The organism is Pedobacter sp. BS3 (assembly GCF_008274585.1).
In the GTDB taxonomy this organism is placed as follows: domain Bacteria; phylum Bacteroidota; class Bacteroidia; order Sphingobacteriales; family Sphingobacteriaceae; genus Hufsiella_A.
This window is the reverse complement of the sequence record NZ_VTRT01000005.1, coordinates 326,290-343,694: the sequence shown is the minus strand read 5'-3', so window position 1 is coordinate 343,694 and position 17,405 is coordinate 326,290. Positions and strand designations below refer to the sequence as shown.

General features: G+C 44.0%; 10 protein-coding genes. 7 read left to right on the top strand and 3 right to left on the bottom strand.

The annotated features are described in order from the left end of the window. Nucleotides 1-9: 9 nt before the first annotated feature. Nucleotides 10-3,015, bottom strand: a complete 3,006-nt coding sequence (locus FW774_RS14965) for a SusC/RagA family TonB-linked outer membrane protein (protein WP_149349007.1) — start codon at nucleotides 3,013-3,015, stop codon at nucleotides 10-12. A gap of 617 nt (nucleotides 3,016-3,632) precedes the next feature. On the opposite strand from FW774_RS14965, the gene FW774_RS14960 reads away from it, so the two are divergent. After that, nucleotides 3,633-5,261, top strand: coding sequence for a T9SS type A sorting domain-containing protein (locus tag FW774_RS14960; RefSeq protein ID WP_149349006.1), 1,629 nt, complete (start codon nucleotides 3,633-3,635; stop codon nucleotides 5,259-5,261). A 43-nt stretch (nucleotides 5,262-5,304) separates the two neighbouring features. Beyond that, nucleotides 5,305-8,007, top strand: coding sequence for a DNRLRE domain-containing protein (locus tag FW774_RS14955; protein ID WP_149349005.1), 2,703 nt, complete (start codon nucleotides 5,305-5,307; stop codon nucleotides 8,005-8,007). A gap of 77 nt (nucleotides 8,008-8,084) precedes the next feature. On the opposite strand, the gene FW774_RS14950 is transcribed toward FW774_RS14955, so the two are convergent. Next, the gene (locus FW774_RS14950; RefSeq protein WP_149349004.1) at nucleotides 8,085-12,203 is read right to left on the bottom strand and encodes a hybrid sensor histidine kinase/response regulator transcription factor; all 4,119 of its coding nucleotides are present in this window, start codon (nucleotides 12,201-12,203) and stop codon (nucleotides 8,085-8,087) included. Between the two features lie 197 nt (nucleotides 12,204-12,400). Here FW774_RS14950 and mazG point away from each other — a divergent pair, with 197 nt between their 5' ends. The 5 genes from mazG (at nucleotide 12,401) to FW774_RS14925 (ending at nucleotide 16,629) form a co-directional block, all read left to right on the top strand. After that, nucleotides 12,401-13,207: a nucleoside triphosphate pyrophosphohydrolase gene (gene mazG, locus FW774_RS14945; protein WP_149349003.1), complete on the top strand. Its 807-nt coding sequence runs from the start codon at nucleotides 12,401-12,403 to the stop codon at nucleotides 13,205-13,207. A gap of 268 nt (nucleotides 13,208-13,475) precedes the next feature. Beyond that, nucleotides 13,476-14,231 carry a DUF4905 domain-containing protein gene (locus tag FW774_RS14940; protein WP_149349002.1) on the top strand — a complete coding sequence of 252 codons (756 nt, stop codon included), beginning with the start codon at nucleotides 13,476-13,478 and terminating at the stop codon, nucleotides 14,229-14,231. A gap of 29 nt (nucleotides 14,232-14,260) precedes the next feature. After that, entirely contained in the window at nucleotides 14,261-15,115 is an 855-nt protein-coding gene (locus tag FW774_RS14935; RefSeq protein ID WP_149349001.1) for a LysM peptidoglycan-binding domain-containing protein, read from the top strand. A 7-nt stretch (nucleotides 15,116-15,122) separates the two neighbouring features. Then, complete coding sequence (locus FW774_RS14930) at nucleotides 15,123-15,761, top strand: uridine kinase (RefSeq protein ID WP_149349000.1); 639 nt, start codon at nucleotides 15,123-15,125, stop codon at nucleotides 15,759-15,761. Between the two features lie 109 nt (nucleotides 15,762-15,870). Continuing rightward, a complete protein-coding gene (locus tag FW774_RS14925; protein WP_242457845.1) occupies nucleotides 15,871-16,629 on the top strand; it encodes a DUF3575 domain-containing protein in 759 nt (252 codons plus the stop codon). A 64-nt stretch (nucleotides 16,630-16,693) separates the two neighbouring features. Here the strand turns inward: FW774_RS14925 and FW774_RS14920 are convergent, their stop codons facing one another. After that, entirely contained in the window at nucleotides 16,694-17,011 is a 318-nt protein-coding gene (locus FW774_RS14920; RefSeq protein ID WP_149348999.1) for a hypothetical protein, read from the bottom strand. Nucleotides 17,012-17,405 lie beyond the last annotated feature (394 nt).

Genomic DNA, 17,405 nt, shown 5'->3' with positions numbered 1-17,405 from the left:
ATAGTTAAACTATAGTTTGATATTGATACCTGCGTTAAAGGTTCGCCGGAGGGGATACACTGAATTATAATTTTCAGGGTCTTTATCATCATCCAGTGAATCAAAAGAATACAGGTTAAATCCGTTAACAAATACACGGATACCATTCAGCTTAAGCCTGCGGGTAACCGATAGTGGCAGTGTATACCCGATATCTACATTTTGCAGCCGCAGATAATCGCTGTGACGTATCCAGAAAGTTGAATTGTGCTGGTTGTTTGGATTACCACCTATACTGAGCCGCGGATATAAGGCATTTTCTGTATTGGTTGGTGTCCAGCGGTACAGATGCTGCCGGAATACGTTTCCGGTATTATCCTGGAATTCATATTCCTGGCTGGCCGCTATGGATTGTGCCGACATCAGCACATCGTAATTAGCTACTCCCTGCAAAGAAATGCTCAGATCAAAACCTTTCACCGTAAAGCCTGCGGTAAGGCCGTAGTAGATCATAGGTTTTTGTGTTCCTATGGCCGTTTCGTCAAACTGGTTGATCACGCCGTCATCGTTCAGATCGCGGTATTTCAGATCGCCGGGGCGGGAAGCCTTACCTTCAATTACAGGGCTGTTGTTTATTTCCTGCTGCGACTGGAAAAAACCGTCGGCGATATAGCCAAAGGCCTGTCCTACCGGCAGTCCGGTATGACGCTGATAAGCATATTGCCGGTACACCTCATCCTGGTACAACACTTTTGTTTTCAGCACAGAAGCATTACCGGAAACAAAATAATTGAAGTTACCTGCGTAACTGTTCCAGGTGATACTGTTTTCAACACCCGAATAACGGTTTTTGCCGATATTTTCTGTCGGATACGCCTGCCCGATAAGGGATGAGGAAGTTCCCCGGGTTTGCATCAGGTCAAAATAGGTATCGTTAAAGTATTCAGAGGTTACTTTCAGCCGGTTGTTTAATATGGCCAGATCCAGCCCAATGTTCAGCTTATCGGCTTTTTCCCAGGTTGCATTTGGGTTAGCCAAAGCCAGCTCCTCGTAACCTTTTGCAGCAGTTCCGGAACCATTGCTACCGAAATAATAAACTGTACCGGTAGCATCGTAATACTGATCATAGATGTAATAACCTACATTGGCATTCCCGGTACGGCCATACGTTATACGGGGCTTTAATGTATTCAGCCATTTAGCTTGCGCCAGGAAATCCTCCTTAGCCAGGTTCCACCCCAAACCTCCGGCATAAAACATCCCGAAACGATGGCCCGGCCGGTAACGGTTAAAGCCACCATAGCTGGCAGCGCCTTCGGCAAAATATTTTTCTTTGTAATTGTACGTTACGTTGGCGGCATAATTGGTATAGATAGCCGGTAGCGCAATATCTATTGTAGTAGACTGCCTGTCGGCCAGTACTACCGCGTTCAGGTTATTATCACCAAAATGTTTATTATATCCCAGAGATAATTTACCGTAAGTATAGGTTCTGCGGGTATTTAAGGCAAACGAGGTGCCTTGCGTTGAATTAGAACCTATTATCTGGTAATTTGCCGAACCGGCCGGATTATTATAGAATACCGCGGTCGATTTTGAACGATTAACCGTCTGGTCTACCGTATTGTTGTATGAGATATTACCTTTAATATATAAGCCCGGCAGGAAATTAAGCTTTTGAGTGATCTCCATATCGGTAGCAAGATCTCTTGTTGTTCCTAATGTATAACCGCTGCTATTTACCAAGCCGTATATATTTTTACTATAAGTTGGATTACCGCCTAACGAGCCATCGGGGTTAAAGATGGGATATGCATTAGCCGGCGTTGTTGCTATAGCGGTATATATGCCGGAAGCTCCTCCACCCGGCTGATTGGTATTCTGAATGCGTCCGAAAATATTTAATCCCACATTCAGGCTCTTATTGATATCCACGCTTACGTTAGAGCGCACAATGTAACGGTCTACGCTGCTGTTGGTGTTATAGGTATTGATACCTGCCGTTTTAAAGAAACCGCCTTCATTTTCATAATCCAGCGCTACATAGAAACGGGCCATTTGGTTACCGCTTTGGATGTTCAGGTTGTAGCGGTCAAGATTGGTAGTTTTATTCAGAAACTCTTTCTGCCAGTTGTTATTAGGATGTCCGTAAGGGTCAGAACCATCGCGGTATGCCGCAATATCCGCTGCCGTATAAGCGGCCGGCATACCGTCGTTTTCGCGGGCTTCATTGTATAATATGGCATAATCTGCCGCCGATAAAGGTTTCGGCATGTTTAACATGCTCTGCACGCCATGCTGTACCGTGGCTGATAGTTTAAACGGACTAACAACGGGACGCCTGGTGGTTACCAGTATCATATTATCAGATGAACGCTGCCCGTACATCACGGTAGAAAGCGCATCCTTCAGCACGGTTATAGATTCTATAGATTCGGGCTCTATGGATGAGAAATCGCGGGGAACGCCATCAACCAATATCAATGGGTTTTGTCCCCTGATCCTGAAATCCATTACCGATACCGGATCATCGCTATCCTGTACGCCACTGCGCTGCCGGGTATACAAACCGGATAACCTTCCGGGCAGAGCCTGTAAAAATGAGGGCGCCGGAGTTGTGGTTAATTGTGGCGTGGTAACGGTAGCTGTGGCCTGCAGCAATTCTGAGGCGGGCTGCTTTTTATCCAATAAGGTAATTACTTCCGGCTGCTGTAAATAGTTCGGGGTGAGCTGAACAGTTATGCTCTTGCCCGACTGAACCTGCACCTCGGATATGCCGAAACCGGCATGGCTAATGATCAGTTTGTCATTTGCTGAAGCCTGTATGGTGAAGGTGCCTGTATCATCTGTCTGGCTGTTTACAGCACTGCCTTTTACCCTGACACTGACCCCGGGCAAGGGGTTGCCATAATCATCTTTAATGATGCCCTTTACTGTAATGGCAGTTTGTGCAAAACCGATGTCGCTAAACGCCGACAGGAACAGGAAGATATAAAACAATCGTACTATTTTTCCCTTCAGGTAATAGTTATGCATAATAAAATTTTAAATAGTTTAACGGTTCATTCATTACCTATTATGCTTTATTATCAAAACATAATATTGCTGGAAGAAATTCACTATCCATAACACCAATAGCAGCGCAATGAATCGGATAACTGGTTTGTGAGCATCATGATATAGACTAAAATTTGGTTACTGTTGATTAGTTCTGTAAGCCGGAAAAATTTCACACTGTTAGTTTTTCCGAAATCACATGGACAATATTAGTTAAAGCTCCAGGCAAGCGCACCTGTCAAATCGTTCAGATGTACATGACTTACGATAAACGACAGGCAAAACATTAGTTTCTGCTATTTCAGGGCGCTTTTTTCATATCAAAACCTATTTGAAAGCAGATATGCGGGATTTTTTTGAAGAATGTCCTTCAACTCAAAGTTACCGCTCGTACCATTTTCTCTGTGAAGCATCTAAAAGGCATAATTGCAGCAAATGTCTGGTATCACGCCTTTTTGACAGCACTATATTAGCTATTGATTTACAGCCGGTTAAACAACACCTCCGGTTGCAGATCCTGATCGGTCAGATGTAACAAACGTTTGCATTGGAAACATCCGGGGCAAACACAGTATAAACCTAAAAAATAATGTAACATGAAAAAACTTCTACTTTCTGCATGCTTTGTTTCATGCAGCTATTTTGCGTTTTCGCAAAGCGCATTTACACCGGGAAATTTATTAGTTGTTCGTGTGGGTGATGGCACAAGTACGTTATCCGCAGCCGGCAGTCCGGTATTTCTTGATGAATATAAAAGGGATGGAACTTTAATTCAATCTATACCTATGCCTACTACTGCAGACGGCAGTAATGCTCGCTTTGTTATTAGCGGTACAGGCTCAACCGAAGGATTCGGATCACTATCTCCAGACAGAAAATATTTAGTAATTGCCGGTTATGACGTGGCAGTAGGAACCGGCTCCTTATCTACAGCTAACCCTCCAGGACCTTATCCACGTGTTACAGCTATTATCAGCAACGATGAAGTAACCGGACTTCCTCATATTAATACATCAACTTCAGTAACGGTAAGTTCGGGCAATGCCAGAGGGGCCGCCACTAATAATGGGACCGATATATGGTTTGGAGGAGGATCTGGCGGTATATATTATACAACCAATGGAAATACTACTTACTCAAACATTTCATCTGTTCCTGGTAATTTCAGGTATATGGCAGTTTTTAACGGCCAGCTTTATGTTGCCACCACAAGTTCAGGCTACAGAATGTGCCAAATCGGTACAGGTCTTCCTACCAGTTCCGCAACTATTACTAATTTGCCAGGCATTCCTACCAGCACTATTACTCCTAATGGTTTTGTTATGTTCGATACTAATAATGACGAGATTCCGGACTTACTATATTTTGCAGATGATGCGGTGGGTTCCTTAGTAAAATATTATTTTAATGGATCTACATGGACTGCAGCTGGGTCTGCTTCGCAAACCGGAGTAACTGATGGCTTGAAAGGTTTAACAGGCGCAATGATTGGAGGACATCCTACACTTTATGCCACCTCTTCAGCTTCCAATGCAACAAGTCCATCAAACATCATAGAATTTGTTGACCAAGCAGGTACAACCGAAACTATAAATGCAACTATTACACCATTGGTTCAACAAACAGGGAGCACTAAAATGTTCAGGAATATTTCATTTACTCCCGGAACAACAGACGAATCGTTGCCCGTAAAACTCACCTCATTTACCGGCAAACAACAAAACAAAACCGTTAAACTGAGCTGGGCTACAGCTTCCGAGCAAAATAACTCACACTTTGATGTATTACGTTCGGCCAGCCGGGAAGATTTTAAATCAATCGGACAGGTTACCGGTCACGGAACAACCAGCAGCCCGGTAAATTATTCTTTTATTGATGAGCATCCTTTATCCGGAACCAGCTATTACCAGCTTAACCAGGTTGATTTTGACGGCAGATCAGAAAAATCACCGGTTGTTGCTGTAAAAACCGATTTAAACCAGCCGGTATTTACCGCTTCCTTAACTGATAATGATCAACTGGATCTGCAAATATATGCTACCAACAAGACACTGGCTCATGTTATCGTATCGGATATTTCCGGCAGAAAGCTTGCCGATACCCGGCTTAACCTGGAACAGGGTTATACGAAATCCAGCATCAGCTTAAGCGGTATTCAGCCTGGTATTTATGTAGCCAGCGTTGCTATTGGCAAGCAGGTACAAAGCCTGAAGTTCACCAAGTAAGGACTTTAGATTCACAGAAAGAGTTAAACAGTACATCTTATATATGAAATTATTTATTAAGCGGCCGGCATTCCCGGCCGCAACAGTGCAGGCAGTTGCCTGCCAATATATTAAACGAACTGCCTTTATAATGGCCTTCCTGGCGTTGGGCGGTCAGGTTTTTGCGCAGAGCCAGACTTTTGTACCTGTTGCCGATGCCCAGGTATATCAGGGCAGCGGCGGTAGTAACAATTATGGCACTACCGGCACATTACAGATCAAAAAAACGCCGGGCAGCAATAATACCCGTATTACATATTTGAAATTTGATCTGTCTGCTTTCAGCCTGGCACAAGCGGGAAAAGCTGTATTGCGTATTTACCTGCAAGATAATAACAATATGGCCGTTCCTTCTATCATCGAAGCACTGGCCGTTGCCGATAACTCCTGGCAGGAAACTACCCTTAACTGGAATAATAGACCGGCATTACTGGCTACAAGTCTGGCCACTACCATACTCTCGGCAAAAAACACTTATTACGAGTGGGATGTTACTGATTATGTCCGCTCATTAAATCCATCACCGGCTAACCCGGTTACACTTTCCGTAGCGTTGAAAGATGCAGCCGAATCTGATGCACTGTTAACATTCAGTTCCAGAGAAGCCTTGTCAAACCAGCCTCAACTGGTTATTACCGAAGCCGGAAACAGCAATTCGCTAAGCGGTAATTTTTACATAGATGCTGCTAACGGTAACGATAACAACGATGGCACATCTCCTGCCACAGCCTGGAAAACAGTGAATGCGCCCAGCAGCAAACGTTTTATGCCGGGCAGCCACATCAGCTTTAAATCGGGACAGACATTTCCGGGAACGCTGATCATTACCGGCAGCGGAACGGATGCCAACCCCGTAATTTATGATACCTATGGCGGCGATGAAAAGGCTATTATCGATGGCGGTGGCGTAAAAACAGCAGTTTACGCCTATAACCGTTCGTATCTTGAACTACGAAATCTGGCTATAACCAACTATCGCAATTCAACCATCACTGTTACCGATCTGTTTCATGCACTGTTAGTTATTAATGAGGACGCTGGTACATTGAATCATATTTACCTGGATGGATTAAAAGTATACCATGTAAACAGTTCGGATGACGAAGATGCAGCCGGAACAAAGAATCACGGCGGTGTATTTTTTACCGTTTTGGGCAGCACCGTTCAAAGTAAGTGGAACAACCTGCTGATACAAAACTGTAATTTTGAGGACTTGAGCCGTACAGGTGTTAACTTTGAATCTGACTGGGAGCTGCGCAACTCAAACACCATTTTTGGCAATAACCTGGGCGATGGTCGTACCGATAACTGGATTCCCAGCACTGACATCATTATTCGCGACAATACGTTTAAAAACATTGCCGGAAATGGCCTGGTCGTTCGCGTAGCGGTTAACCCACTCATTGAAAGTAACCTGTTTGATTACTGCGGCACTACCATCTCGGGAAATGCGGCCTTTAATTTCAATACCGACGGCGCTGTTTTCCAGTTTAACGAAGCCATGCATACCGTTTACAATACCGGTGATACGGATGCACGTGGTATTGACAGCGATTTCAGGACAAAAAATACGTATATCCAATACAATTACCTGCACGATAACGGGTTTGGAGGCGTAGTGGCAACCGGCGGGAACCAGGAAAGTGGCAGTATTCCCGAACGCTTTAATATCAATACTGTTATCCGGTATAATCTCATTGAAAATAACGACCAGCAGGCTATTGCCTTTTCGGGAGCTATGAAAAGCGCCGAAGTGTATAATAATACAGTGTATGCTGATGAAACACATAATTCAGTTTCTATTGTACGGTTGGCGCAGTGGTCGGCTAAGCCTCAGAACATCAATTTCAAGAACAATATTTTTTACCTGAAAGGTACCGGTAACAACTATGATTTCGTATCGGGATCAAGCTATTCATTCAACAATAACCTGTTTTACGGCACGGCTACCTCAGAACCTGCTGATGCAAATAAGATCAAGGCTGATCCCTTATTCCTTTCGCCCGGTAATGGCGTGAACGGCTATAAGCTGAAGCCCGGCTCCCCTGCCCTGAATGCCGGTGTAGTAATCAGCAATAACGGCTTACGCGATTACTACAATAATCCCGTATCGACTACAGATCGACCTAACATCGGGGCATATAATGGCCCTGGTACAACATCGCTTCCCATTCAATTGGTTAGCTTTAACGGTCGGAAAACAACTTCAGGCAATTACCTGAGCTGGCAAACGCTGAGCGAGATCAATAATGATCATTTCGAGGTGGAACGTTCTCCGGACGGGCAAACCTTTATTCCATTGACTACCATTAAAGGAGCCGGCAACTCGAATCAGCTGATCAGCTATAATTACACCGATCTATATCCTTTACAAGGCACTAACTATTACCGGTTGAAACAGGTAGATACCGACGGAAGGTACACGTTGAGTGGTATTGTCAGCATTAATGCAGGCCTGAAAAATGCTGCAGAGGCTCTTACGGTCTATCCTAATCCGGCTAATGATATTGTTCATATCAGCTACGGTCGCAGCGAACCACTGGCTTTCCGTATTTATAATATTCAGGGTAAGCTCATATCAACAGGTACTGCTTCCGGCACAGACCGGCAGGTAGATATCAGCCATCTAAACCGCGGTATTTATACGTTAGAAGTGCAAAACCAACAGGATGAGCACGCGGTGAAAGCCAAATTTCTAAAATTATAGTTTGTATAATAAGCTTAGCTCCCATTTTCGCCCCTCCATCAGGTTCAGAGCAGCGAAATGGGGGCTTTTTTTTGCCGCTACTCCTGACCTAAGCGTTCTACACTAAATTCTGAGGGTGCCTTTCCAAATTGCTTCCGGAACTCTTTACTGAAATACTTCCTGTCATTAAAGCCAACGGCATAGGCAACTTCCGATATATTCAATTTATGCTGTGATAATAACTGTGCCGCCTGCTTTAACCGCACCGATTTGATAAAATCGGTAATTGGCAAGCCGGTAAGCGCTTTAATTTTACGATACAATACGGTTTGGCTCATCCCTATCTTCGATACCAGCGCCGCCACATTAAATTCCGGATCGGCCATGTGGGTTTCGATGATATTCATCAGCTTCTCCAGGAACTTCTCGTCCGGCGATTCAAGCACAATATTTTTAGGCTGCAAGGTAACCTGCTGGCTGAATTTATCCCGCATGATCTCACGGTAGCGAATAAGATTACGGATATTCAGCTCCAGCAATTTAATGCTGAACGGCTTGGTGATGTACACATCGGCACCGGTTTCCAGGCCGCTCACCTGGTGCGTATGAGCGGCTTTCGCAGTCAGCAGAATAATGGGGATATGACTGGTTCGCTCATCCGTTTTCAGCTTAGATGATAACGCAATACCGTCCATTTCGGGCATCATTACATCGCTGATGATCAGATCCGGGATCAGCTCAACAGCGGTTTGCCAGCCTTGCAACCCGTTTACACACTCGTGAATAATATAGTTCTCCGATAAAGATTCGCGAATAAATTGCCGTACTTCTTCGTTATCCTCTACCAGCAAAATATGATGCGTTGCTACAGCAGGGTCTGTTGCTGTTAGTTGCTGACTTGCCGGATACGCTTCATCGACGGTATTTGTTACCGGGAATCCATCATCAGAATAATCATCGCGGATATTTATTTCCTGTAAAGGTAAACAAACGGTAAAACAGGTTCTACCGGGCGAATGCGGCTGCGCTGGGATGCTTTCAAAGGTGATAGTACCTTCATGCAGCTGCACAATGGTGCGGGTTAGCGCCAAACCGATACCGGTACCGATAGTCATATTCTGATTACCGGCTTGGTAATAGCTCGTAAATATCTTATCCTGGTCGGCATAAGGGATCCCCCGGCCATTATCGCTTACTTTAAGCTCCACCTGGTTATTATTTACCCGTATCAAACAGGTGATATGCTCGTTATCCGGCGTAAATTTAAAGGCGTTTGACAACAGGTTAAATACCACCTTTTCCATTTGCAGCCTGTCTATGGCAACATCGATCCTATCGGTATCGCATACAAATTCATACCGGATGTTCCGGCTTTGTGCCATAGGCTCGAAGGAAACAAAAATATCCCTTGAAAAGGCGATCAGGTTGGTCGGACTTTTGCTCAATTTAAGGTTCCCGGTATCTGCTTTTCTGAAATCCAGCAATTCGTTGATCAGGCGCATCAGCCGGTCGGCATTGTTTTTAACCAGCTTAACCTGGGTGTACAGGCTCAGATGATTTACGGTATCGGATAGCAGCTTTTCCAGCGGGCCTAAGATCAGCGTAAGCGGCGTTCTGATCTCATGCGAAATATTGGTAAAAAAGTCCAGCTTCATCTGGTGCATTTCTTTCTGACGCACATTTTCCAAATGCTCATAATACAATTCGCGTTCAAGCCGGGCCTGCCCTCTCAAAAAGCGGATCACGAAATACAAAATTGTTCCAATGGTCATGGCATATAATACATACGCCCACCAGGTTTTCCAGGGAGCGGGCAATACTTCTATGGCTATACTGTTGTACCGACCATTATCAAGCCCGTTGGTGCTGTTTTTTATTTTAAACTGGTAACGGCCGGCAGGTAAATTGGTATACGTAACCTCGGGATTGGTGGTATAATTCCAGTCTTTATCAAACCCTTCGAGCTTATAGGCGTACTGGTTCTTGGCCGACCGGATGTAATTTAATGTGGCAAAGTTTAAGGTAAATACATTCTGGTTATGCGTAAACGTTAATTTTTGAGTGTATGAAATATCCTGCCTGAGCAAATTGCTGTTATCGCCGATAGTTACCGGCCTGTTAAACAGCTTAAGCCCTGTAAATACCAATGGCGACGACAGGTTATATTCTTTGATCTGAGCCGGTATAAATGACACCAACCCGTTATAATTGCCCAGATATAACCGGCCTGAACTGGTTTTCAGGGCCGCATTATAGTGAAATTCCATACCGGGCAGGCCGTCGCGAACGTTATAGGTTCTTACCGTTTTCTTTACCGGATCAAACCGCGATAAACCTTTATCGGTACCTATCCACAGCAAACCGGCGTCATCTTCAACAATTCCGAGAATGTTATCACTCGGTAATCCATTCTGAGGTGTAAACGTAGTAAAATCACGCTGCCGCGGATGATACAGGCTCAATCCACCGCGATAGGTTCCAATCCAGATACGTCCTTTTGAGTCTTCGGTAATACAATTAATATAATCGGCATACAATTGTGTTGCTGCTTTTGCATCTGCCATATATTGCACAAACCCGTTAGCACCGGCGGGCAATAAGTTCAGGCCTGAACTGGTTCCCAGCCAGATATTATGCTTTGAATCTTCAAAAATCACCCGCGTATAATCATCGCTGATGCGATCGGCTTTTTCAGGCGCATTAGCCGAAAAATGCCGGATAACCTGCATGGTGTTACGATCTACAAGATATAAGCCTTCTGTTCCTGTTCCTATCCAAAGCTGTCCCTGATGATCTTCCAGGATGCAATAAATATTCTGGCTGATCTTATCAGCGCCGGCCGATGACAGTACGACCCTGCTAAACGCATTTGCTGGTTTATTGTAGCGAAACAATCCGCCCTCGTGCAAACCTACCCAGACATCCCCCCTCCTGTCCATATACACCGTTTTTACCAAACCCGAGCCCAGTCCCAGGGCATCCTGGTTATAGCTGAAATGGGTAAACTTACCGGTTTTGATGTTGTAATAATTCAGGCCGTCGCCCTCTGTACCTATCCACAGATTATGCTGATCATCTTCTATGATACAGCTAATGACATTGCCACTGATGCTATTCTTGTAGGTGCTGTGCTGAAAGTACTCAAATGGCGTAGCATCCGGGTAAGCAATATCAACGCCGGCATACATGGTTCCGATCCAAAGCACCCCGTTTTTATCCTGGTAAATATCGTGGATAGAATTATTGCTCAGGCTGTTGGGATTTTCGGAATCGTTTTTATAACATACCACCGATTTATTCACCGGATCGAGGTAGTTTAAGCCGTTGATAGTGGCAACCCACAGATGCCCGGTATTTTTATCAACCACTATTTTCCGGATAACATCGCTCGAAAGGCTTTTGGTATTGCCGGGCTGATACTTAACATGAAGAAAATTGCCGGTTTTACGGTCAAAAATGTTCAGGCCGGCATTTTTAGTCCCTACCCAGAGGTTTCCCTGCCGGTCTTCGGCAATGGTAGTGATCTCGTTACCGCTTATGCTGCCCGGATCAGCAGCCGAATGTAAAAACGACCGGAATGAATAACCTTTCGGGGTTCTTTCCAGTATTTTTAATCCTTTGGATGTACCGATCCATAAAACGCCGCTTTTATCCTGGTATATGGTATTAATAAAATTTTCGGGAGCGGCTATTTTGCCTCCTCCTGCCGGATAATATTCTTCCAGCTTATTGTTTGCCGTTAAACGGTTTAAACCGTTTCCCGTACCTACCCAAATGTTTTTATCGCTATCCTCATAGATACAGGTAATTTTATCCTTGGGGTTGTGCGTATTCACCGAATCTTTAAGGATAGGCTCAAAGGAATCGCTTTCGGGGATATAGCGGTTCAACCCGTGATTGGTACCGATCCATAAACGCTTGCGGCTATCTTCCAGCAACGCAATAATGTAATAGCTTGAGCTGATGGAAGCTTTATCGCCAGGTTTATTGCGATAAACCCTGAACTCCCGGGTATCATACCGGTTCAAGCCGTCGCGGGTGCCAAACCAGATAAAGCCCCGGCTATCCTGCGTAATGGCAAGCACGGTACTTTGCGACAGTCCGTTTTCTACATTGAGATGCGAAAACGTTAAGAACTGCGCATAAAGCGCTGCCGGAGCTATCATAAAACATAGCATCAGTACAGTTATCCGGATGTATCTTAAAAAGAATATCATTATACGATGAGGCGGCTTTACGCGAAAAATTAAAAGTTAAATATAATCATTGTCAAACCAAAAGGGGAAAGCTGACGGTCAAAAAATCCGAGTCTTTGCAAGCGGTTTCGGGTCTCGTCCGATAAACAAAAACGAAGAATTCTTCTGTATTTGCCTTCCAACTTTATACTTTTGACTTTTAACTTTATACTTAAACAATGCCCTTTAATACCCCTCCCATCACAGCATCAACTCCGGCCACCGCTTTTGAGCGCCTGCTTACCATTATGAATACCCTGCGTGAACAATGTCCCTGGGATAAAAAACAAACGCTGGAAAGCCTGCGCCATTTAACCATTGAGGAAACTTACGAGTTATCTGACGCTATTTTGGATGGCGACATCCAGGAAATAAAAAAAGAACTGGGCGATATCATGCTTCACCTGGTGTTTTATGCCCGCATTGCTTCAGAAACCGGCAGCTTTACCATTACAGATGTGCTCAACGGCATTTGCGACAAGCTGATAAACCGGCATCCGCATATTTATGGCGATACGGAAGTTGCCGACGAACAAGACGTGAAACGCAACTGGGAGCAAATCAAGTTAAAAGAGGGCAACCGCTCGGTGCTGGCCGGCGTTCCGGCTTCGCTTCCGGCACTGGTTAAGGCGTCACGCATACAGGAAAAAGCCCGCGGCGTAGGTTTCGATTGGGAAGAAAAAGGACAGGTTTGGGAAAAGGTTGAGGAAGAAATGCGGGAGTTTAAGCAGGAATTTAATGTGAGCGACAATACCGTAATTGACACCGCTAAAGCCGAAGATGAATTTGGCGACCTGCTGTTCTCGCTGATCAATTACGCCCGTTTCATTAACATCAATCCCGAGGACGCCCTGGAAAAAACCAACCGTAAATTCATTAAGCGTTTTCAATACCTGGAACAAAAAGCCCTTGAGCTCGGCAAAAACCTCAAAGACATGACCCTGGCAGAAATGGATATTTTCTGGAATGAGGCGAAGAGGTTATAAGTTGTACGTGCTTATGGCTTATGGCTTATAGTTCATAGTTCATAGTTCATAGCTTATAGTCGGGAAGTTAGTAAAGTCAGAAAAGACCGGAAGCAATCTTTGATAATTGACAGTTGATAATTGACAGTTGATAATTGATAATTGACAGTTGACAATACCTGTATGGTTCATCAGATAACGATATAGCAATTCAGCAATTAAACAATTTCAACGATCCCCACCATTGCACTACGCAATATCCGCTATCCGATACCGCTTCAAAATCCGTATGTTTGTGGTCATGTTGCCGCTTATACAGCAAACGCTAAAACAAACCTTCAGCAGCCTGATCTGGAAACTGGAAATTGATGAGCAGCATCAGCATATCGCTATTGAAACCCGCGATACCGGAATACATACTGCACAGTTTTCATTGCTCAATTACAGCACGGGCAAGGTATTGTTTAAAGACCTTGCTTTAGAAAACAACTGGTGGTTAGGGCTTGATAAAGCTCATCACGGATTGGTTTTCCTGCATGGCTATATCAGCCAGGATAGTCCGCAGCACAGGGGTATTATCTGTTTAAACGCTCAGGGACAGATACAATGGCAGCAATTCAATATCGCTTTATACGATGTTTACGATAAAGGTCTGTTAGTTTATGATACGGCGATACAACCCCGAAAGCTCTATACCATTTCTGCCGACGCGGGTCAGCGGAACCAGGATACCGCACCTGCCGCTACACCAACAGGGCTGGTATTTCCGCAAATTCATCAGGGCGAATTGCCCGGCTATATCCCGGGAACGGTCAGCGGGCCTGTATTAACTGCCATGTATAATGAAAAAAGCATCTGGGCATATCATACCCGGCAGAACGGCCGTTTAAGCCAGGAATTGATCATATACGGCGATGGAAAAATTTTACTTCATGATAAATTAGGTTCTGATATACAGAAACCAAATCCGGAAGCGTTCTTTTTACAAAAAAATCATTTATTCTGTATCCGCAACAAAAATGAAATTGTGTCGTATTTAGTATAATTGCAAACCGTAAACAGAAATTCTGATTCATGCACATTAAAACTCTGATAACCGTTTTCTGCCTTTTTTATTCATTTAACAGCTTTGCCGCCAACTATATCGACTCTATCGGCGTAGAAAACAATAACGGGAAAAAAGTAATTATCCATAAAATAGAGCCCAAAGAAACGTATTATTCGTTGGGCAGAAAATACAACGTACCGCCAAAAACAATCATTGAATTTAATGATAATAAGCCCCTGCAGATCGGCACGATCATCAAAGTGCCTACCAGCAACGATTTCAGTCAGCCAGCCAGGGTTGTTGCACGGCCCGAAAGCCCGGTCAATACTCAGCCCGGCGGCGATATCCTGGATTATAAGGTAGGGCCTAAAGAGACCTTATTTTCTATTGCCCGGCGGTTTAACACCACGGTAGACGACATTAAAGCGCTAAACAATCTTAAATCTAACGAGCTACGCATAGGCCAGGTAATTAAAGTACGCCAGAATGCAAATCCCCAGCCCGAACCGAACCATGTAACCATTAAGCCCTCGCCTGCAATTGTACAGCCCCCGGCAGATACCAACAGCTTAGACAGCAATTTACGTGAGATACCGGCTAACCGGTATGGCCTGCATGAGCAAAGCGAACGCGGCGTTGCCGTATGGATTGATGAACCCGGATTAGATGCAGCCAAAATGTATGCCCTGCACCGCACCGCTCCCGTTGGCACGGTAGTAAAAATCACCAATCCAATGAACGGCAAAAGTACCTTTGCCAAGGTTGTTGGAAAATTTACTGAAAACGAAACCACAAAAGATGCTATTATTGTGGTTACTAAAGCTACAGCCGATGTACTGGGCGCTTTAGATAAACGTTTCCAGGTAAACATTAACTTTTAAAGTCTGCATGAATGCTAAGCCATACGTTGTTGGCATAACCGGAAGCAGCGGTTCAGGTAAAACCTTTTTTCTGAACAGCTTCCTGAACCATTTCCAGCAGCATGAGGTTTCATTATTATCGCAGGATGATTATTATATCCCGGTAGGCGATTTAACGCCCGAAGAAAACAAGCTGTACAACTTTGATGTTCCCTCAACCATAGATCATGAGTTGTTTACCACTCACATTGATGCTCTATTAACCGGTCAAACCGTTTATAAACAAGAATACACGTTTAACAATCCCAACATCAGGCCTAAAATACTGGAGATAAAACCGGCCCCCATCCTGGTTATTGAAGGCCTGTTTATCCTGCACTTTAAGGCTATAGCCGATGTTATTAACCTTAAATTATTTATTGATGCGGATGAGCATGTGGCATTGAAGCGCCGTTTAAAACGCGATAACGATGAACGGGGTTATTCTGAGGATGATGTGATGTACAAATGGCATAACCATGTTGTGCCCGCCTACCAGCAATACCTGCTGCCTTACAAAAACTCATGCCATCAGATCATTGCCAATAATCAGCATGCTGCCGAAGAACTGATCGCCATTGCCGGCAACATCTCTGCCGAATTGAGAAAACTGATCTTATGCAAATAATCGATATCACTCTCCTATCGCTTACTATTTTTAATTTAAACTTTAACCTAAAGAACTTATTTTAATTAATATATTTACGCCATAAATTAACCTCAATAACTTATACAACATGAAAACAACCATTAAAACTGTTGCTGTAATGCTCGTATTTGCAGCATTCACACAGTACTCTTACGCCCAGTCTGCTGCAAAAGCTGATTCAGTGAAATCCAAACAGAACCTGGTTAAAATGAATGTGCTGGCGCTGCCTCTGAAAACATTTTCTGTACAGTATGAGCGCCTGCTTACCCGCAAGATCTCTGTAGGCTTAGGGTTCAGCACCATGCCCAAGAGCGGTATCCCGTTTAAAGGTACTTTCAAGAGCCTGATAGATGATGAAGACACCAAAGAGCAGATCGAGAACCTGAAAACCAGCAATCTCACCATTACTCCCGAAGTACGGTTCTATTTAGGCAAGGGAAATTACCAGGGATTTTATATTGCACCTTACGCCCGGTACACCCATTTTACAGCTGCTGTGCCTTATAATTATGATGATGAAAATGGCGACAAACAAACTATTAACCTGGATGGTAAAATAAATGCCTTCTCCGGCGGTATTTTATTTGGCGCACAATGGAAACTTTCAAAAATAGTTTATTTAGATTGGTGGATACTTGGAGGCGCTTATGGTACTTCAAAAGGAGACCTGGTTGGTAATAAATCATTAACCCCACAAGAACAACAATATCTGAAAGAATCATTAGATGACATTGATCTCCCTTTGGTAAAAACCAGTTACGAGGTTAACGACAATGGTGCAAAGCTGCATATAGACGGCCCCTGGGCCAACCTGCGTGCCGGATTATCGGTGGGTATCCGGTTTTAAGCTTATGGGCATTCAGAGGCCTGCTCTAATGGCAAGCCTCTGAATTTATCCTGGTATCTGCCAATTATAAAATAAGAATCAATACCAGGATAATGATAATAATGGCTCCTACAGATAAATAAACACCGCCCGAACCTAACGCTCTGGCTTCTTTATCCATCGAGCGTAATTCTTTACGTAACGCTTTACGCTGAGTGGTTGTCAGTTCAGATCTATCCATAGCCTTTATCTCTTCCACACGTTGTTTAATCTGCTGAATACGGACTTCTTTTTGCTCGGTTGTCATATCGGCAACAGAAACAGGTTTTTCGCTGGCAAATGCAGTTAGAGAAGATAATCCCATAACGCATAAAATACATAGTAAGCCAATTTTCTTTTTCATAACAGTGTGCTTTATTTTAATTTATCAATTACAAAACAATAAATGTTTTTTCAGGCAATATTGTTTTAATTTTTGCATACCGGCTCAGAACAAATGCATCATAGTTAAATCACACCACTGATGAAGAACCTGATCTGTTCCAAAACTTCGGGATGAAAGCGGCGCCTTATGCCACTATGCAGACTATTCCTGATTCCCCGGGTACCGGGGACGGAATGACAGCAGGGAACATGAAGAGCCTGTTTAAATTTCATATAAAGATTTCACAGGCTTTAATTAATGGACGGTGGGGACACCGCCCCCGGCTTCCTGCTGGGGCTGGTGTCCCCACCAGTTCCCTCCGTATATCTTAAATTTTCATTTTTAAACAGGCGCTAAATGTGCCTGCCCCTGA